Source organism: Haloarcula argentinensis DSM 12282 (assembly GCA_000336895.1).
In the GTDB taxonomy this organism is placed as follows: Archaea; Halobacteriota; Halobacteria; order Halobacteriales; family Haloarculaceae; genus Haloarcula; species Haloarcula argentinensis.
On the sequence record AOLX01000023.1, the window covers coordinates 316,922 to 335,163 of the forward strand.

The window sequence follows — 18,242 nt, forward strand, 5'->3', positions numbered from 1 at the left end:
GTCGACTGGGCGTATGCTCATTCGTAACGCGACGCTGCCGGACGGCCGCCAACGGGATGTCCGGGTACGTGGCGAGTCCATCGCCGAGGTCGGCCGTGACCTCGACGCGTCCGACCAGCACGTCATCGAAGCGACCGGCAAGCGGCTGTTCCCGGGGATGATCGACGCGCACGTTCACTTCCGCCAGCCCGGCTACCCCCACAAGGAGACGTGGGAGAGCGGGTCCCGATCCGCGGCGGCCGGCGGCGTCACAACCATCGTCGACCAGCCAAACACCGACCCGCCGACCATCGACGGCGAGTCGTTCGACCAGAAAGCCGAGTTTGCTGCCGACTCCGTCGTCGACTGGGGCATCAACGGCGGTGTGACGGCTGACTGGATTCCGAACGTCCTCTTGCGCCGTCGACTGTTCGCGCTCGGCGAGGTGTTCCTCGCGGACTCGACCGGCGACATGGGTATCGAGTCGGACCTGTTCGCCGACGCGCTGGAGGCTGCCACCGACAACGACGTACCGGTCACCGTCCATGCAGAGGACGCCGACTACTTCAACGACGATGCCAAGGCCCGCGACGATGCCGACGCTTGGAGCGCGTTCCGGACTGCAAAGGCCGAAGCGGAGGCCGTCGAGCGGGCCTGTACAGTCGCGAAAGAACACGACGCGACGATACACATCGCCCACACGTCCACGCCGGAGGGCGTCGACATCGCCAGTGAGGCCGAGATGACGACCGAGGTGACGCCACATCACCTGCTGCTCTCCCGGCGTGACCTCTCGGAACTGGGAACGTTCGGGCGGATGAACCCGCCTCTGCGCCGCGAGAAGCGCCGTCAGAAGCTCTACGAGCGCGTCGTCGACGGCACCGTCGACATGATCGCGACGGACCACGCGCCACACACCCGCGAGGAGAAAGACGCCAGCATCTGGGACGCGCCGTCGGGCGTCCCCGGTGTCGAGACGGTCCTCCCGCTCCTACTGGCTGAAGCCCGTGACCCGGATAGCGGGCTCACCTACGAGCGTGTTCGAGACCTCACCGCACGCAATCCAGCCGACGTGTTCGACCTGCCACAGAAGGGGGCTATCGAGGCCGGCAAGGACGCCGATCTCGTGCTCGTCGACACGACCGAGACGAGTGAGATCAGCGGTGCGGCGCTCCACTCGAAATGCGACTGGACGCCGTTCGAGGGATACGATGCGGTGTTCCCTGAATGGACGATGGTCCGTGGGGCGGTCGTCTACGAGCGCGGCGACGCGCTGGACGCTGCCGACACAACGGCACAGGAAGACGTGTTCTACGACCATCAGGGCGAGAATGTCCGTGGCGCGGACAGCGAGCGGCTAGAGTAACGCGGCGACGATTGACGTCCCGACCATTATCCCACCGCCACCGCCACAGAGCCGGGCCATCGCTCGCCGCGAATCGCGCTCGGTCCAATTGCTGCGCGTGCCCATATGTTCCTGCATGGCTTCGATGCCGCGGCCGGCGAGTATCGACCCAGACCAGCCAAGCAGGCCGAAGCCGAACACTAGCGCGCCGAGGGCGAACACCGTCGCTTCACTCGACCGTGCATCACCGGTATAGAGCGTCCAGCCCGCCATTCCGAGGCCACCAAGCAGGAGGCCGACGACCAGCCCGCTCCCCACGAGTTGCGCCCGGACTACGACGTACTGCCGGAGCCGAGGTGGGTCACCGCTCTGTGCCATCAGTCAATCGCGTCGCGCATCCGCGGATCGAGCGCGTCACGCATCCCGTCACCGAGCAGATTGAACCCGAGGACGGTGATAGCGAGGAACAGCCCCGGGAAGAAATAGAGCCACCACTCGCCAGTCAACAGGCCGTTCTCGACGCCGCGGGACAGCATCAGGCCCCACGATGGTGATCCGGCCTGTGCGCCGAACCCGAGGAACGACAGCGCCGCGAGGTCGATGATGGCGAGCCCGAAGTTCAGTGTGGACTGGACGGTGATCGGCGCGAGTGTGTTCGGCAGGATGTGCCGGACGAGAACTCGCGGGTCAGTCGCGCCAAGCGCGACCGTGGCGTCGACGTACTCGTCTTCGAGCACTTTGAGCGCGGCTCCGCGGACGACCCGGGCGAACCGCGGCGTGTACACCAGCACGAGCGCCACCACGGCCCGCCAGAGTCCGAGTTCTCGCGGGAAAATGGCGACCAGCGCGAGTGCGAGCAACAGCGGCGGGAACGCCAGCAGCACGTCCATCGTCCGCATGATGACGTTGTCGGTCACGTCGCCGTAGTATGCTGCAATAATCCCCAGTCCGACGCCCACGGTCGTCGAGGTCCCGACCGTGATCGTCCCGAACTTCAGGGCCAACCACGCACCATACAAGGTCCGCTTGTAGATGTCACGAGCCGCTGTGTCTGTGCCGAACAACTGCTGGTTCGCGGGCGTGGGACCGAACCAGCCGGGTGGCGCACGGTCCACGATTTCGGTGCCAAGCTGTGAGCTGGCAAGTGCGCCGAGATCGTATGTCACACGGGCGTAGATGGCGACAGCGGCCATACTGAGGATGATCGTCAGCCCGACGACGGCGAGGCGGTTCGTCAGCAGGTCGGCGAGGAACGGGGACGCCCGCAGGCGTCCCAGCGTGCCCCGTGTCTCGGTGTCCGTACTCATTGTTGAATCCGTGGGTCGAGATAGCTATAGGTGACATCGACGAAGACGTTCACGAGCGTGAACAGCAGGGCGAAGGTGAGCACCGTTCCCTGAACTACTGGGTAGTCCGAGACGCCGATGGCGGTGACGATAGTCAGCCCCATCCCGTTGATACCGAACACGGTTTCCGTCAGGACTGCACCGCTCAGCAGCGTGCCGAACTGGATGCCGATGACGGTGACGACCGGAATCAGCGCGTTCCGGAAGCCGTGTTTCATCAGCGTGATCTTCGCGCCCTGACCCTTTGCCCGCGCGGTCCGGATGTAGTCCTGCCGGATGACCTCGAGCATCGAGGAGCGCATCATCCGCGAGATGAGCGCCGTCGAGTAGACGCCGATGACCACCGCCGGCAGGAACAGGTGATGCGCCGCTGAGAGGAACGCCTCAGTGTTCCCGAGCAGGATCGTATCGAGCGTTATCATCCCGGTCAGGGGCAGCTCACGGCCGAACAGCGTCCATGTCTCGGGCAGGAACAGCGTCGATTTGATGCGGCCACTGGTCGGGAACACGTCGAGATACGTCGAAAACAGCAAGATGAGCAGCGGTCCGGACCAGAATATCGGGACTGAGATACCAGTCAGTGCCCCGATCCGAGTGACGTGGTCGGTCAGTGAGTCCTGCTTGACCGCTGAGATGATGCCTAGCGGCAGGCCGAGCAGGATGCCTGCTGCCTGACCGTAAATTGCGAGTTCGAGCGTGATCGGGACTCGGTCTGAGATGACCGAGCGGACGCTGTTCCCGCGGCTGATGCTGTAGGACTGGCCGAAGTCGAACCGCGCCGCGTCCCACAGGAAGCTCAGGTACTGCTCCCAGAGCGGCCGCCGAAGTCCCAATTCAACACGTATCTGCTCTAGCTGTTCGGCCGACGCCCGCTGGCCGGCGATAACGATAGCAGGGTCGCCTGGGGCGAGGTGCAGAATCGCGAAGACGACCGACGCCACGCCGAACAGCACCGGGATGAGCAACAGCAGTCGCTTGATGACGAACCGTGGCGGTACCACCGGCTCGACCAGCCTGAAAAGAGACTGTGTCCAGTTCATTCGAAGGTTCTCTTGAAGTGCTACTGCAGTTCGACCGTGTTAAGATACGGGCCACCTACGGAGCTGATCGTGTAGGTGTCCTCAACGACAGCCTCGTTGACCGCCCGAAGCGTCTCAGCGTAGTCGATGAACACCCACGGGGACTCGTCGTAGGCTATCTGGCTGGCCTCTTCGTACATTGACTCGCGGTCGCCCTCCGCGTAGGTCTTCTGGGCTTCCCGGACCAGTTGCATGTAGTCGGCGTTAGCCCAGCCGGACACGTTGAGGGTGTTGTACCCGTCGGCGTCGAAACTGACCCAGTCCTGCCCGTCGGGCACGGCGTCCATCTCCACCTGCGGGTCCAGCAGGACGTACAGGAAGTTGTCCGGGTCGGCGTTGTCGGTGTACCAGCCAAGGAAACAGGCGTCGTGTTTCCCGGCCGACGTGTAGTCCAGATACGGTCCGAAGTTGGAGAACTGGTTGATGTTGACCGTCAGACCGATTTCCTCCAAGTCTGACTTCACCTGGTTCGCCGTGTTGACCGGACTGGGGTTGTATCCCCGGGGGTTCGAGAACGTCGCGAGTTCGAACTCGAAGCCGTCGCCGTAGCCCGCCTCTTCGAGCATCGACTGGGCCTTCTCCTTGTCCGTCGGATACGGATCAAGGTCGTCGTTGTGCCCGAGCACGTCCGGTGGGAGCGGCTGGGATGCCTGCGTTGCAAAGCCCTGATAGATCTGGTTGACGATGGCCTCGGTGTTGACGGCGTGCGCGATGGCCTGACGGACCTGCCTGTCTCGGAACGGCTCGAACCGGGCCATGTTCATCGCCATGTAGCCGTGGTTGATGCCGTCCTTCCGCAACAACGTCGCCGTTCCGCTTTCCTCGGCGCGCTGGAATCCGGAGGAGTCGAGATTATCCGTGATGTGTGAGTCCCCGTTGATGACGTCCTGCACTCGCGTGCTGTTTTGGGTGATCGTCTTGAAGATGACCGTTCCAACGTTCGGGCCGTCTCCCCAGTAGTCGTTGTTGGCCGCCAGCCGGATGCGCTCGTTCGGGTTGTCGAGCGTGTCGAACTGGAAGGCCCCGGTCCCAGCAGGTTCGCTTCCGAGGTCGGCCTGGCTGTCGCCCAGCGATTCGATCTGGGCTTTCGAGAGGACTGCCGAGGCGAACATCGCGAGGTTCCGTAGGAACGGCGCGAACTGCTGTGTAAGCTCGATCGTCAGCTCGTAGTCCTGGCTCGCGTCGACGCTTTCGATCCAGTCGCCAAGCGTGAACGGACCGTACCCCGACCGGGTATCGTCGCCGAGGTAGTACTCGTAGTCGCTCTGGGTGAACCGCTGCCAGGTCGCCTTGAAGTCCGACGCGGTGAACTCCTCGCCGTTGTGGAACATCACACCCTCTCGGAGCGTCAGCGTCGCGGTGGTGCCCTCAAGAGTGTAGTCGGTCGCGAGTGCGTCCTCTAGCTGGCCACCGCTCCCGGCTGCGAACTGGATGATGGTGTCAAACACCTGATTGGTGACCTTCGCCACCTCGCCGCTGGTCGACTGCTGCGGGTCGTAGTTCTCGGGGTGGTCACCGCGGGCGTACACGAGCGTCTGGTCGCTTCCACCGTCCCCGCCGTCGCCACCAGTGCCGTCGCCGCCGTCTCCACCTTCGGTGCCGCCACGATCGCCACCGTCGCCGGAACAACCTGCGAGCGTTGCGGCTGCCGCGGCACTGCCGGCCGCGGTAAGGAAGCTCCGTCTGTCCAGAGAATCACCGGATGACATGGGACTTTCTTCAAACAGATCTATTATAATTGTACCGGATAGATCAATGATTCAGTTATATATCTACTGAGCGTTATGTGCAGCTAAGTAATATTAGTCAGTTGCTGTCTCCGTCCTCCTGTTCGTAAAGATGACACGCTGCTGGATGGGAGTCCGGTTGCAGTTCGGGGTGCTGTGTCTCACAGACGCTTTCGAATCGATCCCGTAGCACCGATGCGGCGGCGTCCCAGTCCTCGTCCGCGAGATGCTCAATCGACGTTTCGACGACGCGGCGGTTCTCCCCGGTCAGGCTCGTTTCGAAGAACCGGTCGAACATCGTCTGTTTGAACGCTGCCATCGGTACCTCTCCCCTGCCGCTCGGCGGCTCGGTGAGGTCCGCGCCACCGTCCGTCGCCGCTGTGGCTCTGTCGTCGTTTCCGGCCTGCTTCCGAACTGCATCGATGGTGATGGCCTCGTCTTCGACCCGTTGCCGGTAGTCCATTACCTCGCGATACGTCTCCTGCTCGATATCGATATCCGGCGGGATGACCTCGGGACAGCGAGTCCGGAAGTGACAGCCTGACGGCGGGTCAATCGGTGACGGGACATCGCCTTTCAGCAGTATCCGATCGGCCTCCACGGTCGGGTCCGGTTCCGGGATGGCCGACATGAGCGCCCGCGTGTAGGGGTGTTTCGGGTCCGCGAACAGGTCCGGCGTGTCGGCGACTTCGACCACCTCGCCGAGATACATCACCGCGACCCGGTCACAGATGTGGCGCACCACAGAGAGGTCGTGAGCGATGAACAGATACGTCAAGCCGAACTCGTGCTGGAGATCCTCGAGGAGATTGATTATCTGGGCCTGCACGCTTACGTCCAGTGCCGAGACGGGTTCGTCACAGACGATGAAATCGGGATCGACGGCGAGCGCGCGGGCGATGCCGACTCGCTGGCGCTGACCGCCCGACAGTTCGTGCGGGTAGCGGTCGTACTGGTCTGGATCGAGTCCCACTGCCTCCATGAGGTCGGCCACACGGTCGACCCGTTGCTCGCGGCGTGAGCCGTCACCGGTGTCCTCTGGCAGGTCGTGGATTTTCAGCGGCTCCATGATTGTCTGGCCGACGGTCATCCGCGGGTCGAGGCTGGACATCGGGTCTTGGAAGATCATCTGCAGATCCCGACGGACTTCCCGCAGGCCGCCTTTATCGAGTTCCGAAAGGTCTTGGCCGGCGAAGACAACGGTCCCATCTGTCGGTTCTAGCAGTCTGAGGATGGTCCGGCCGGTCGTCGACTTCCCACAGCCGGACTCGCCGACGAGTCCCAGCGTCTCGCCCTCGTAGATGTCCATCGAGACGCCGTCGACGGCCTTGACCGACTCTGGTTCGCGCCCGATGTACTTGTCCAGCAGGTCGTCAGCCCGCGAGAAGTGTTTTTTCAGCCCGTCGACCTCCATGAGCTGTCTGTCCGTTCGCGTCGTCTCCGTCGCGGCAACGCCGGTATCGCCGGTGCCGTACTCGCTCGTGTCGAACGATTCGAGGATACACTTCGAGCGGTGGGTGACGTCGTCCGGGCCGTGCTGGAGATCTGGAATATCGCCCTCACGGCACTCCGGCTGGGCCCACGGACACCGATCGGCGAAGTGGCACCCTTCGGGCATGTCGATGAGGCTGGGGACGTTCCCCTCGATTGGAGTCAGCCGCTCCGTTCCCTCGCCCGGTATCGATTCCAGCAGCGTGTACGTGTACGGGTGTGACGGGTTCTGGAAGATTTCTTCGACCGGCCCCTCTTCGACGATCTCGCCGGCGTACATCACAGCGACGCGGTCGCAGGTCTCTGCGACGACGCCGAGGTCGTGCGTGATGAACAGCACCGACATCCCGAGGTCCGCCTGCAGGTCGTCGATGAGGTCCAGAATCTGTGCCTGGATGGTCACGTCGAGCGCCGTCGTCGGCTCGTCGGCGACGAGCAGCTTCGGGCGGCACGCAAGCGCAATGGCGATGAGGACGCGCTGGCGCATCCCGCCGGAGAACTCGTGGGGGTACTCGTCGACGCGGTCGGCCGGCTCCGGGATACCGACCTCTTCCAGCAGCGAGATAACGTCCGACCGGACCTCTTCGTCCATCTCGCCGCTCCGGCTGATCGAGGGCGTGATCTCGCGGACGGCGTTGAACCACGAGTCGTTTCGCTTGCTCCCGTAGCGGTGGAGGCGCAGGCTCTCCGCGACCTGTTCCCCGACCGTTATCGCGGGATTCAGCGACGTCATCGGGTCCTGGAAGATCATTCCCATATCGCCGCCGCGGATGTCTCGCATCACTCGCTCCGGGGCTGCCGTCAGATCGACGTAGCCGTCGGTAATCGTGACGGGCGCGTCGCCGCTCTCCGGGAGGGCCTTCTTCGGGGCCTTCTGAATGAACTGCTCGGCGAGCGTCCTGTCGTCAGCCGTCGTCGAAACCGATTCGGGGAGACGGCTCCGGTCGACCGTCGCCGCCTCGATGGTGATGAAACCGCTGTCACTGTCGACCGTCCGTACTTCCTTCGGATACTGCCGAGACAGTCGTGTGACTGTCTCAAGTGCACCGAACTGGATCTCCCCACCGGCGATGTGTCCGGGCTCGTCGACGATATCCATCGCCGATAACGCTGTGACGGATTTCCCCGATCCGGACTCGCCGACCAGCCCGACGGTTTCACCCTCCCTGACAGTGAGGTCGATGCCGTCGACGGCTTTGACGGTGCCGCGGTCCGTCTCGAACTGGGTTCGGAGGTCGGATAATGTTAAGAGGTCGCGCATCTGTCACCCACTTCTCAAAATACCAGTAAAACTGTTGTGCCACTGTCCCACCAACAATTTATCCCGGCCGCCGCCACACTCGACGTATGAACGACCCTGTCGACCCCGAATCTAATCCCTTCGACCGTGTCGTCGGTCACTGGGAGCAGGTCATCGAGGACATGGCGGCCACGGCGACACAGTACCGCGACGACGGGCGCGAGGCCATCGAACTTCACCCCGGCGACGTGGCGGTGCTGACCGGTGAGCCGCGGACGCTGGCCGAACAGACTGGCGAGTACGAGCCCGAAACTCGGCGGCTCGGCTTCGATGTCGTGGTTCCCGGCGACGAATTCCGGCGGGTCGCCGACGCCCTCGAAGACCGTACCGTCGACCGCTCCGAGGTGTTCCGGGCGACAGACGACGGGATGGTGTTCCTGCTCGTCGCGCTGGAATGTGGTGACGACCTCGCCGTGCTCGTGCCGCTGTACTACGACCAGACCGACCGCGCGGACCTCTCGCAGGTCGCCGCCGACCACGGACTGTACTCGCACATCCGACCGCTCACTGACGATGAGGTGGTCACCGTCACCCACGAGGACCCCGAGCCGTTCTTCCCCGAGTGAATCCTGGTTCCGGATCGGTCACAGACCGCTTAGCTACGAGGTCTCTCGGACTCGGCTCAGTCGGTACGCTGGCACGTCGAAAACGATCCCGTAGAGCAACCGGTTGCCGATGACACCGACACCGAAGCCCGAGAGAACGGCCGCGAGTACGAGTGTCACCGACACCTCGGAAAGCATCATGAGGCCGGCGACAACCCCGGAAAGCACGATGAACGCCGCCAGAGCGGCGACCTCCGGGTAGACGCCCGGGACCGCGTCGTGTTCGACGACAGCCACCGTGATACCCGTCAGGAGTCCGAACCCGACGACCACCGCCAGTACGTCGACCAGTGCTGTCCCTGCCTCCGCGTAGCCAAGCACCGTCCCGCCGATGCCAATGGCCAGGTCGGTCCGTAGCACTTCTTGTGTCGCTTCGTGGACCGACATCGACGGCTGTGCGCCGGGGTCGATATCGTCCATCTCAGCCGTGTCTACTCGTCAACTTCGAATTCATTGCCACACTCCGGACAACACACCTCGTCGTGTCGCAGCGCCGCCGACTGCTCGCGGACCTCTCGCATCACCGAGGAGATCCGGTCTTCGGCCTCCATCTCGTCCTCGACGGCGAGGTCGACGCCCTCGACTTCGAGGAGGAACTTCGCGACCTCGGTGGCCTCGTACATCACGTCGTCGAGGTCCTCGGCGGTGAAGAAGTCACACATCGCACCGTAGAGGAACGTCGCACCGGCCTTCCGGACCTTGTCTTCGAAGGCAGCGCGGGCCTGGTTGACGGCCTGTGGGGTATACGTGTCCGTCATGAACGGGACGAGTTCGGGGAGGTTCTCCCCGATCTTCGTCATCTCGACGCCCGTTTCGGTCCGGAAGTCGGCACAGAGCCGGGCGATAGCCCACTCGCGGGCGGTGATGTACGTCCGGTCCCGCAGGAAGTCGTTCGCGCGGTCGTAGGTCCCGCCCTCGATCTTCTTGAAGCGGTCGTACTTCTGTACGTCGGACGGGATGTCACTGGCTTCGGACACCGCCGTCTCGCTGGCTGGCTCGGCCGGGGCCGTCTGTTCAGTGGCCGAGTCAGCGGGGTCGCTGTCCGTGGTGGCGTCGTTGCCCCCGTCACCCGCGGCCGCCGGCTCGTCCGACTGGTGTCCGGTCGATCCGTCGTCTGCCGCCTCGACATCTGTCTCGTCCGGCGGTGCGCCCTCAGTCATAGCCGGGAATGCGTGCCCGCGGTGAAAAAGGGTATCGCCGCCGTCCCGCTGTCATTGTCTCCAACCGACAGTTCGGCCGGGTGGCTTTTTTACTGCTCCCATGCATGGCCCGACTATGAAACTACTGCTCGGTGTCGGGGGCAGCGAACTGTCCTACCAGGCACTGACCGAGACACTCGAACGCGTATCGGAAACAGGCGACGAGCTGACCGTCGCTGTCTTCGAAAACGGCGACATCGACGCCGACTTCGAGACGGTCAAGCAGCGGATACAGGAGCATATCGACGAAAGCGGGCTCGAGCCGCCGATCCGCCACGTCGAAGGCACTTCGCCGGGAAGCGAGCTGGTGAACATCGCCGAGAGCGAGGGGTTCGATAGGATCGTCCTCGGCGGTGGCGGCCGCTCGCCGCTCGGGAAGATACAGCTCGGCCCCATCGTCGAGTTCGTCCTGCTGAACGCACAGACGCCAGTGACTCTCATCCGATGACTCGCACGTATCCAGACGAACCCGCCGAAGCGTTCCCACAGCCGCCGCGGACGATCACCGACCGCAAGGACCGCCCCATCGACGTCATCCCCGCCGACGACGCCGACACGGAGAGCCTCGTCGAGATGTATCTCGATTTCGACCCTGCCGACCGTGCGCAGGGCATCCCGCCGGTCAAAGAGGAAGCTATCCGCGAGTGGCTCGAAACGATCCTCGACGGCGACTGTGTCAACGTCGTCGCCAAACACGACGACACCGTCGCCGGCCACGCGACGCTGGTCCCGGACAACGAGGACGAGCACGAACTCGCTATCTTCGTGCTACAGGCCTACCAGGGCGCTGGTATCGGGACGGCGCTGGTCGAGACGCTGCTGGGGTACGGCCAGACCGAGGGCATCGACCACGTCTGGCTCACCGTTGAGCGGTGGAACGATCCGGCGATATCGCTGTACGAGAAGGTCGGGTTCGAGATCAGTAGCGCCGAGAGCTTCGAGATAGAGATGGCGATCCGTCTTTAAACGGTGAGGACTGGCTGGCTTGCGTACTCGATGACGTAGGTCGCCGCGCGCCCGACAGCCTCTTCGCCTTCGCTTCTTTCCTCGCGCGGGACGACGATGAAGTCCGCGTCGAGGTCCTCTGCCACGTCGAGGACGACGCTGCCCGGCGTTTGCATGAGTCGCGTCTCTGAGAACGCGGTCGCGGACGACGTTTCGAACACGCCGTCGTGGGCGTCGCGGAATCGTTCTCGGATACTCTCGGTGAACGCCTGGTGCTCCTCGGCGATCGCGGTCGCGCTCACGTCGCCGCTGTCGATATCCCGGTGGAGCCGTTCGTCGATGACGAACAGCAGGTGGAGGTCGGCGTCGTACCGCTCCGCGACGGCGATCGCGTACTCGGCCGCTCGTTCCGACTGGTCGCTGCCGTCGACCGGCGCGAGTACGAGGTCGATGTCCATCACTCGCCAGTGCGGCCCCGGCCGGCAAAAATCCACCGAGGTTCGCGCCGGTGATGCGGTGTCATATGGAGAGACCCTCGCCGTGACCAACAGTGTATTTAGTCGCGGCTTCGATGCGTGGTGTATGTTCGATACGGTGGTCATCGCCACGGACGGCTCCGGCAGCGCAGAGCGGGCCGTTGAAGCAGCGCTGGACCTGGCAGCACGCTTCGACGCAACTGTCCACGGGCTGTACGTCGTCGACACCGGCGAGGTCGAGACGACTCCCGAAGAGGTTCGCGAGGCGCTGGAGCGCGCGCTGGCGACCACTGGCGGCCGCGCCCTCTCGTTCATTCTGGAGGCCGCTGACGCCGAGGCAGACGAGGAGCTCGTCACTGCCGTCCGGGAGGGCGACCCGGCCGACGAAATCTGCACGTACGCGGTGGAGCACGACGCCGATGTCATCGTCAGCGGGACTCGTGGCCGCCACGGCGAACACGGCTACCTGCTGGGCAGCGTCGCCGAGGAACTCGTCCGGGAGGCCCCGATGCCAGTGCTGACGGTCCGCCAGCTCGAAGGCGAACCCAACCCCGAGCGCGAGGACGTGTAACGGAACCCGACGGCTTCTTGACGCCCCGCCCGCTTGCAGGGGCATGGACGATTGGCTCATCGACGACGACCGCCTCTCTATCGGCCGCAAATCCGTACTCCCCGGTGAGGGGTTCTTTATTCCGGATTCCTACGAGGAAGAGCAAGCCGAAGCCGAAGCCGCCGAGACGCTGCAGGACGCCGGCGTCATCGTTATCGCCGACCCGGACGCAGACGGACTGGCCTGTACCGCGTTGATTCGCGAGGCCCGCAACGAAGGCGCGCTGCTGCCCGCCGGCCCGCACGAACTCACGGAAGCGCTCGAATGGACCGCTGAGTACGCCGACTCCGACGCGACCGTCTTCATCTGTGACCTCTGTCCCGACCGCGAGTCTGACATCGCCCCCCTTGACGCGCTGGTCGACACCGCCGAACGGGTCGTCTGGTTTGACCACCACCAGTGGCCTGACGACCTCGCCGACGACGTGGACGCGGCCGGCGTCGAGCGCACTGTCGGTAACTCCGACGAAGTGTGTACCGCCGACGTAGCGCTGTCGGAACTCGACTACGACTTCGACGAGCAGTGGGCCGACCTCGCCGCCGTCACCCGCGACCACGACCTCTGGATACGGGACGACCCTCGCAGCGACGACCTTGCTGACCTGTCCTACTGGAGCGAACCCGAGGAGTACATCGAGGCGGTCCGCGACCACGGCCCCGACCTCTCCCCGGAGTTCCACGAGTACCTCGAGGAGAAGCGCGTCGAGAAGGAGGCGCTCATCGAGAAAGCCGTTGAGCGGGCCGAACTCCGCGACGTGGGCGAGTGGACGGTTGGCGTCACCTACGGCCGTTGTTCGCAGAACGAGGTCGCCGAAGCCCTCCGCGAGCAGGGCGCGGATGCCGCCGTCATCGTCAAGCCCGCCGGCTCCGCCTCGATTCGCGGGACGGACAGCTTCGAGCGCGCCCACGAGGTCGCCCAGCAGGTCAACGGCGGCGGCCACCCGAAAGCCGCGGGCTGCAAGCCCGACATCTACGACGACATGATGGACTACGCTCACCACTGGACGACACAGGGTGCGGTGGCGAAACAGGCTATCGTCGATGCGTTCCGGCGGTTGCCCGAAGAAGAGGAGGAAGGCGTCGATACCGAACGGTAACGCAGGTTTCCGGTAATCGATTCAATTGGTTTACTGCGACTCGATTCTACTCCCCGACGACCCACTTGTCGCTGTACCGTTCTCCGCAGGCACAGACCGCGTAGGCGTGGACCACGTCGCCCTCAGCGTAGAGGCCGCCCACATCCTCGTTCTGTTCCTCGGCGAAGGCGAAGACGAAGCGGGTGGTGTGGTCGCTCTCCGGTTCCTCCTCTGCGACCGGACAGACCGCACCCGTCAGGTCGTCGTGGATGTCGCCCCCGGTGCCCATCGCCTGCTGGGCCAGTCCCATCGGGTCGATGCCCGTCGCCGACTGGAACGCACTCCGGCCGTCATCGCCGGGCAGGACGAGGACGTGTCCGTCCTCGACTTCGTCGGCGTACTCGGCCAGTGCGCCCGGGTTCGAAACGGCGTCCTCGTGGAGGAAGAACAGCACGTCTTCAGGCCGCTCACCCGTCAGAAACTCCGTGTGTTTGGTCATGCAGAGAGGGAGTCACTCGCTGGGCAAAAGTGCCGCGTTCCTCCCACAGGTCACTGTCCCGTCATAGCCTCACTTTTAGGCACGCTCACGGCATACAGTCGTACATGACCGACTTCGCCGAGTACGTCACGGACATCGTCCACGAACCGACCCAGACCGACAGCCCGGGGTTCGACCTCACCGTCGCTGCGGTGTACGAGATCGTCGAGCCGGGGCGCATCGATTTCGGCGGCGGCGAACTCGACGCGGCCGAAGTGGTGCCCCACGCGAGCGAAAAGCGAGACCCGGACGACGACTACGAGTGGTGGACGCTGCGGGGCGGCCAGTACCTCATCGAGTACAACGAGCCGATGACCGGCGAGGCGACGGTGACACTCCAGCCGCGGACGGAACTGCTCGAACGCGGCGCGTTCCACCCGACGCTGGACGTCGATGCGCTTCCGCGCGTGCCGCTATCGGTCGGCGGCGCGGGGCTGAAGCTCAAGGAGAACGCCAGAGTTAGTACGATTGTCGGAGCTGAGGAGTAAGCCGACGAGCGGTAGCGCCCTGTTATTAGGCGTTCACGTCTTCGAGGTGGCGGCTGGCGACGACCTTGCCAGTCGGCGTGAGCGTCGGCCCGTCGGAGCCGTCTTGTACGAGGCCGTCGGCCGAGAGGTCCTGAAGAATCATCGACACCTGCGAGGAATCCTTGCCAAGAATACTCGCAAGCGGCATCCCGTCCATGTCGCCGGTCGAGTACATGGCGACCAGCACCTCCTTCTTGTCCTTCGTGAGTTCGACGTCTTTGAGCTCCTCCATGAGCTCGGCGTACTCGCGGCGGAGGTAGCGCCCGAGGATGGACATCTTTCGGTTCGATGCCATCGCAGCCAGCGTCGTCATGGCCGTCCCGTCTTTCATGTGCCGGACCGTCAGCACCGGCCGGCCTTTGCCGTTAATTTCCCGCGTGTTCCGGTCGAAGTCTGACACTGTCTTGAGATCGATGTTGAACGACCCGTCGTTGCGCCGGAACTCGACGTTACCGGGCGTGAGAAACAGCTTCGCCGTTTTGAACGATTCGTCGGTGACACGACCACCGACGCGGGCGCGCTCTTTGACCGTCGTCTCGGTGCCGTTGATAACCGCCTTGAACAGTACCGTGCCGAACTTCTCGATTTTCTCGTCGCCGGCTTCGATGGCCGCGACGAGTCGCTTCCCCTTGCGCTCGAAGGCAATCGTCACCGTCGAGTCGAAAAAATCGCCCAGGTCGGGTGGGACCTGCCCGATGGCGATGTCGAAAATCGAATCCAGCGGGATCGTCAGCTTGTCGTCCTCGCTCGCGGCCAGTACCAGCCGCTTTTGCGAGAGGACGATCCGACCTCTGATAGGGTCGCCCCGACCGGCCACTTCGGAGTTGAATTTGCCGACGAAATCCGCGATCACTGATTCCGACATTCGTCCGTTACCCGATGTACATCAGCACTGATATTGAGCGTTTCGCGCGAGTATCAGCAGCAAAAATCGGATTTATTCGGCAAAATAGTGCCGACCGGCGTCAATTATCGAGATTTCGAGCGATGTCAGACAGCGAGGAGTCCGGTCCGTCGGTCGCTGTATAGACGACGCGCTTGCCCGGCGTTCGGAGGCCGTACTCGGTTCCGTCGGTGACCACGTCGAGGTGCGCCGAGCCGCCAAGCGAGACATCACTATCGGCGACCCACTCCGCGAGGCGGTTCGTCCCGTCCCGTTCGCGGGCCAGCCGGCGGTTGTCGGCGACGTGTGAGATTACCGGCTCGCCGTCGAGATTCGTCTCGACGACGGCGTGGTACCGGTCGCCGTCCAGCGCGAGGCGGACTATGTCGCCGTCGTCGAAATCGAGTTCGTCCGGGAGCACGACTCGCGGTCGGTCGGTTCGACCGACCGACTCGACGGGAGCGCGATGCGTCTCGACGGTTTCGTGGTCACTGGGAACGCGATCCGGCACGTGACTTACTCGTCGTCGTCGCCGAGGAGGTCGGCCACGTCATCGCTGCCGCGGGCCGTGATCTTCGCGTTGATCTGGCGCGTGTCGTCGCTGACCTCGCGGCCGCGGACGGTGATGCGCTTGCGCTCGCCGTCGGTGGTCGGCTTGAAGCCGACGCCGCCGTCGGACATGATCTCCTTCGTCGCGACGCCGCGAACGTCAGGTCGCATCGGTCGGCCGGAGGTGTCCGAGCCGCCGGTCAGTTCGAGCGTGTAGCCGTCGAGGCCGACAGCGCCGCCGTCGACCTCGTCGCCGAGCTCGCGGCCGATGAAGCGGTTTGCGTCCTGTCCGTCAACGTCGATCTGGTAGGTGTGGCCGTCCTCCGGGTCGGAGACGGCAACCGTGAATTCTGCCATACCTGTTCTCAATCAACCGCGCTTCAAAAACGCGTCGAACCGTCCGTCCCGGTCACTGGTCGGCCATCGCGTCGCTCGCGATCGAGCGGCCACGGGCCTCAAGCTGGACCTCTCGGCGTGTTCGGACCGGTTCGAGGATATCGGCCTCCATCAACCGGTCGTACACGTCTTCGACTTCCTCAATCTCCATATCGACGAAGTCCGGAATCTTGAACGGTGAGATGCCGGAGTACAGTGCCATCAGCACTTGCGTCTCCTTGTCGGAGAGGTCCACGTCGTCGGCGATGTTGCGCTGCTCGCCCTGCCGGACGAGCCCCTCGATGAGCGAGACGTGACGCGGCGTCCCCGAAATGTGGGTCTCGACGCTGGTCCCTTCGATAGTGTGTTCGACCTCCAACAGCGGTCGCTCGTCGCCGCGGATCGTCTTCTCCTTGGACTCGACGGTCCCAACGTCGTCGATGTCCAGTTCGACGAACGTGCCGCTGGCGATGGCGAGATTGATGCAGTCGCCGTCGAGTTTGAGCCGCCCCTTCTCCCAGCCGCCGTCCTGCACGACGCCGCCCTTGACTGCAGGATGATTGATGAGGACAACAGTCTGGTCAAGCAGCGTGCTGTAGAGTTTCTCCTGAAACTCATCGGCTTTCTTCGCCGAGATGAGCGTCACGTTCCGGCCGGCCTGCACCTTGATGTAGCTGTCCACCTGTGCGAGGGGTTGGTTCATCTGGCTGGCGGTGACGCTGCTGACCTTCGACAGCGGGATTGTCCGCTTGCCGTCATTGGTCGCGAGGACGAGGCGCTTGTTCGAGAGGAGAATCCGGCCGGGTAGCCACTCGATGTCGTTGCGCTTGCGCCCATCCGAGACGACCTGGACGAACTTCCCCTTCGTATCGACCAGTGCGTGTTCTCCATCGCTCATCGGTTAGCCAGCTATCGGTCTCGTGTACGCCCCGCCGCGTCTTAATCCACTCGGCTGACTCATCCGCGGCCACCGAGCTTCGAGATGGCCGAGAAAGCCTTCTTCCGGACCACGTCGTGTTCGGTCTCGTCGATGAGCTTGTCCAGCGTCTTCCGGGATCGCTCACCGCCGACCTTCCCGAGGGTGAAGATGGCCTGGCCCCGGACCTCGGGATCGACGCCGTCGTCCTGTACGATCTTGAGCAGCCGGCGTTCCACCATGTTGTCGTCGTCGCCGAGTTCGGCGAGGCTGGTAGCGGCGAACTGCCGGAGCATCTGATCGTCCTCGCCGAGCGCGTCGACCAACGATTCGATGACGCGGTCACGCTCTTCCTGGCTGGTGACCCGGCCGAGCATCCAAGCGGTGTTGCGCCGCTGGGCGGCCTGCGTACTCTCTTCGAGAATCTCGACCAGTGGCACGACGACGCTCCGGTCGTCCGTGTTCGAGAGCTTCTCGACGACGGTGTCACGGATCTCGTGGCTCTGGTCGGTCGGGACGTTCGACAGGAGTTCGATGAGCGAGTAGACGGCCGTCCGGCGGACGGCGGCGGAGTCGTCCGAGAGGGCTTCGATGAGATAGTCGACGGGTCGGTCGTTGCCGAAGTTCCCGAACGCCCCGACGGCGATGCGCCGAACTCGCTCGTCGTCGTCCTCGTACAGCGGGAGCAGCGCCTGGAGCGCCTGTCGGTTCCCGATGTTACCCAGGGCGTCCGCCGCCTCGCGCCTGACGCCAGCTTTTGGGTCCGACAAGACCGACTCCAGCGGCGTTGTCGCCCGCGAGTCGCCGATCTTCCCGGCCGACCGGGCCGCCCGCGCCCGCACTCGTGGGTCAGGGTCCTCGAAGCGCTCCGCGAGCTTCGGGACCGCGTCAGCCTGGTCTAGGTTTCCGAGACCGTTCGCCGCTGCCATCCGGAGTTCCGGCACGTCGGCGTCGAGCACCTGCATGTACGCCTTCGCCTTCACCCAGTCGGCCGCGTCGTCTTCGAGGTCGACGCCGGCCATACTCCCGATGAGTTGCGTGATCGCGTCATCACCGAGTTCGTCAAGCGAGTCGATAGCCGCCCCGGTGATCGCGTCGCTGTCGCTCTGGGCTGCGTCCACGAGCGCGTTGACCACGTCACGCCGGTCATCGTGGTCCTCGAAGTTCCCCAGTAGCTCCGCGGCACGGGTCTTGACCCGCTCGTTGTCGCTCTCCCTGAGGAGGCGGATGAGTTCCTGTGCCTTGCCGTCCCGTTCCAGTTCGTAGAGGCTCATAGA

21 protein-coding genes are annotated in these 18,242 nt (G+C 64.1%); 7 read left to right on the forward strand and 14 right to left on the reverse strand.

Features of this window, described 5'->3' with window-relative positions:
• The first annotated feature begins 13 nt into the window (after positions 1 to 13).
• Positions 14 to 1,345 carry a dihydroorotase gene (locus tag C443_RS14695; RefSeq protein WP_005537339.1) on the forward strand — a complete coding sequence of 444 codons (1,332 nt, stop codon included), beginning with the start codon at positions 14 to 16 and terminating at the stop codon, positions 1,343 to 1,345.
• Here C443_RS14695 and C443_RS14700 read toward each other — a convergent pair.
• The 5 genes from C443_RS14700 to C443_RS14720 all read right to left on the reverse strand — a co-directional run bounded on the left by C443_RS14700 (position 1,337) and on the right by C443_RS14720 (position 8,228).
• Positions 1,337 to 1,702: a DUF7268 family protein gene (locus C443_RS14700; RefSeq protein WP_005537340.1), complete on the reverse strand. Its 366-nt coding sequence runs from the start codon at positions 1,700 to 1,702 to the stop codon at positions 1,337 to 1,339. The genes C443_RS14695 and C443_RS14700 overlap by 9 nt on opposite strands.
• Complete coding sequence (locus C443_RS14705) at positions 1,702 to 2,631, reverse strand: ABC transporter permease (protein ID WP_005537341.1); 930 nt, start codon at positions 2,629 to 2,631, stop codon at positions 1,702 to 1,704. Before C443_RS14705 ends, C443_RS14700 begins: the two co-directional genes overlap by 1 nt.
• A complete protein-coding gene (locus tag C443_RS14710) occupies positions 2,628 to 3,710 on the reverse strand; it encodes an ABC transporter permease (RefSeq protein ID WP_005537342.1) in 1,083 nt (360 codons plus the stop codon). The genes C443_RS14705 and C443_RS14710 overlap by 4 nt, the downstream gene beginning before the upstream one ends.
• 20 nt (positions 3,711 to 3,730) lie before the next feature.
• Positions 3,731 to 5,458, reverse strand: coding sequence for an ABC transporter substrate-binding protein (locus tag C443_RS14715; RefSeq protein WP_005537343.1), 1,728 nt, complete (start codon positions 5,456 to 5,458; stop codon positions 3,731 to 3,733).
• Between the two features lie 97 nt (positions 5,459 to 5,555).
• Positions 5,556 to 8,228 (reverse strand): dipeptide ABC transporter ATP-binding protein, encoded by a 2,673-nt coding sequence (locus tag C443_RS14720; protein ID WP_005537344.1) that lies wholly within the window; start codon positions 8,226 to 8,228, stop codon positions 5,556 to 5,558.
• Between the two features lie 86 nt (positions 8,229 to 8,314).
• On the opposite strand from C443_RS14720, the gene C443_RS14725 reads away from it, so the two are divergent.
• Complete coding sequence (locus tag C443_RS14725) at positions 8,315 to 8,833, forward strand: DUF7529 family protein (protein ID WP_005537345.1); 519 nt, start codon at positions 8,315 to 8,317, stop codon at positions 8,831 to 8,833.
• Between the two features lie 33 nt (positions 8,834 to 8,866).
• Here the strand turns inward: C443_RS14725 and C443_RS14730 are convergent, their stop codons facing one another.
• The gene (locus tag C443_RS14730) at positions 8,867 to 9,292 is read right to left on the reverse strand and encodes a hypothetical protein (protein WP_005537347.1); all 426 of its coding nucleotides are present in this window, start codon (positions 9,290 to 9,292) and stop codon (positions 8,867 to 8,869) included.
• Positions 9,293 to 9,303: 11 nt separating this feature from the next.
• Positions 9,304 to 10,032, reverse strand: a complete 729-nt coding sequence (locus tag C443_RS14735) for a DUF5806 family protein (RefSeq protein WP_005537349.1) — start codon at positions 10,030 to 10,032, stop codon at positions 9,304 to 9,306.
• Positions 10,033 to 10,147: 115 nt separating this feature from the next.
• Here C443_RS14735 and C443_RS14740 point away from each other — a divergent pair, with 115 nt between their 5' ends.
• Both C443_RS14740 and C443_RS14745 read left to right on the forward strand, forming a co-directional pair.
• The gene (locus C443_RS14740; RefSeq protein ID WP_005537350.1) at positions 10,148 to 10,519 is read left to right on the forward strand and encodes a universal stress protein; all 372 of its coding nucleotides are present in this window, start codon (positions 10,148 to 10,150) and stop codon (positions 10,517 to 10,519) included.
• Positions 10,516 to 11,037 (forward strand): GNAT family N-acetyltransferase, encoded by a 522-nt coding sequence (locus tag C443_RS14745; RefSeq protein WP_005537351.1) that lies wholly within the window; start codon positions 10,516 to 10,518, stop codon positions 11,035 to 11,037. Before C443_RS14740 ends, C443_RS14745 begins: the two co-directional genes overlap by 4 nt.
• Here the strand turns inward: C443_RS14745 and C443_RS14750 are convergent.
• Positions 11,034 to 11,474 carry a universal stress protein gene (locus C443_RS14750; protein WP_005537352.1) on the reverse strand — a complete coding sequence of 147 codons (441 nt, stop codon included), beginning with the start codon at positions 11,472 to 11,474 and terminating at the stop codon, positions 11,034 to 11,036. The genes C443_RS14745 and C443_RS14750 overlap by 4 nt on opposite strands.
• Before the next feature lie 124 nt (positions 11,475 to 11,598).
• On the opposite strand from C443_RS14750, the gene C443_RS14755 reads away from it, so the two are divergent.
• Both C443_RS14755 and C443_RS14760 read left to right on the forward strand, forming a co-directional pair.
• Positions 11,599 to 12,063, forward strand: coding sequence for a universal stress protein (locus C443_RS14755; RefSeq protein WP_005537354.1), 465 nt, complete (start codon positions 11,599 to 11,601; stop codon positions 12,061 to 12,063).
• A gap of 43 nt (positions 12,064 to 12,106) precedes the next feature.
• Entirely contained in the window at positions 12,107 to 13,198 is a 1,092-nt protein-coding gene (locus tag C443_RS14760) for a DHH family phosphoesterase (RefSeq protein ID WP_005537355.1), read from the forward strand.
• Positions 13,199 to 13,244: 46 nt separating this feature from the next.
• Here the strand turns inward: C443_RS14760 and C443_RS14765 are convergent, their stop codons facing one another.
• Complete coding sequence (locus tag C443_RS14765) at positions 13,245 to 13,676, reverse strand: DUF5807 family protein (protein ID WP_005537356.1); 432 nt, start codon at positions 13,674 to 13,676, stop codon at positions 13,245 to 13,247.
• 104 nt (positions 13,677 to 13,780) lie between these two features.
• Between C443_RS14765 and C443_RS14770 the strand changes: the two genes are divergently transcribed.
• Positions 13,781 to 14,203 carry a hypothetical protein gene (locus C443_RS14770; protein ID WP_005537357.1) on the forward strand — a complete coding sequence of 141 codons (423 nt, stop codon included), beginning with the start codon at positions 13,781 to 13,783 and terminating at the stop codon, positions 14,201 to 14,203.
• A gap of 25 nt (positions 14,204 to 14,228) precedes the next feature.
• On the opposite strand, the gene C443_RS14775 is transcribed toward C443_RS14770, so the two are convergent.
• The 5 genes from C443_RS14775 to C443_RS14795 form a co-directional block, all read right to left on the reverse strand.
• Positions 14,229 to 15,107 (reverse strand): CheF family chemotaxis protein, encoded by an 879-nt coding sequence (locus tag C443_RS14775; RefSeq protein ID WP_005537358.1) that lies wholly within the window; start codon positions 15,105 to 15,107, stop codon positions 14,229 to 14,231.
• A gap of 100 nt (positions 15,108 to 15,207) precedes the next feature.
• Positions 15,208 to 15,636 carry a DUF7112 family protein gene (locus tag C443_RS14780; protein WP_005537359.1) on the reverse strand — a complete coding sequence of 143 codons (429 nt, stop codon included), beginning with the start codon at positions 15,634 to 15,636 and terminating at the stop codon, positions 15,208 to 15,210.
• A 5-nt stretch (positions 15,637 to 15,641) separates the two neighbouring features.
• Complete coding sequence (locus C443_RS14785; protein ID WP_005537360.1) at positions 15,642 to 16,031, reverse strand: 30S ribosomal protein S6e; 390 nt, start codon at positions 16,029 to 16,031, stop codon at positions 15,642 to 15,644.
• 52 nt (positions 16,032 to 16,083) lie between these two features.
• Positions 16,084 to 16,947 (reverse strand): CheF family chemotaxis protein, encoded by an 864-nt coding sequence (locus C443_RS14790; protein ID WP_005537361.1) that lies wholly within the window; start codon positions 16,945 to 16,947, stop codon positions 16,084 to 16,086.
• Between the two features lie 59 nt (positions 16,948 to 17,006).
• Positions 17,007 to 18,239: a HEAT repeat domain-containing protein gene (locus C443_RS14795; protein ID WP_005537363.1), complete on the reverse strand. Its 1,233-nt coding sequence runs from the start codon at positions 18,237 to 18,239 to the stop codon at positions 17,007 to 17,009.
• Positions 18,240 to 18,242 lie beyond the last annotated feature (3 nt).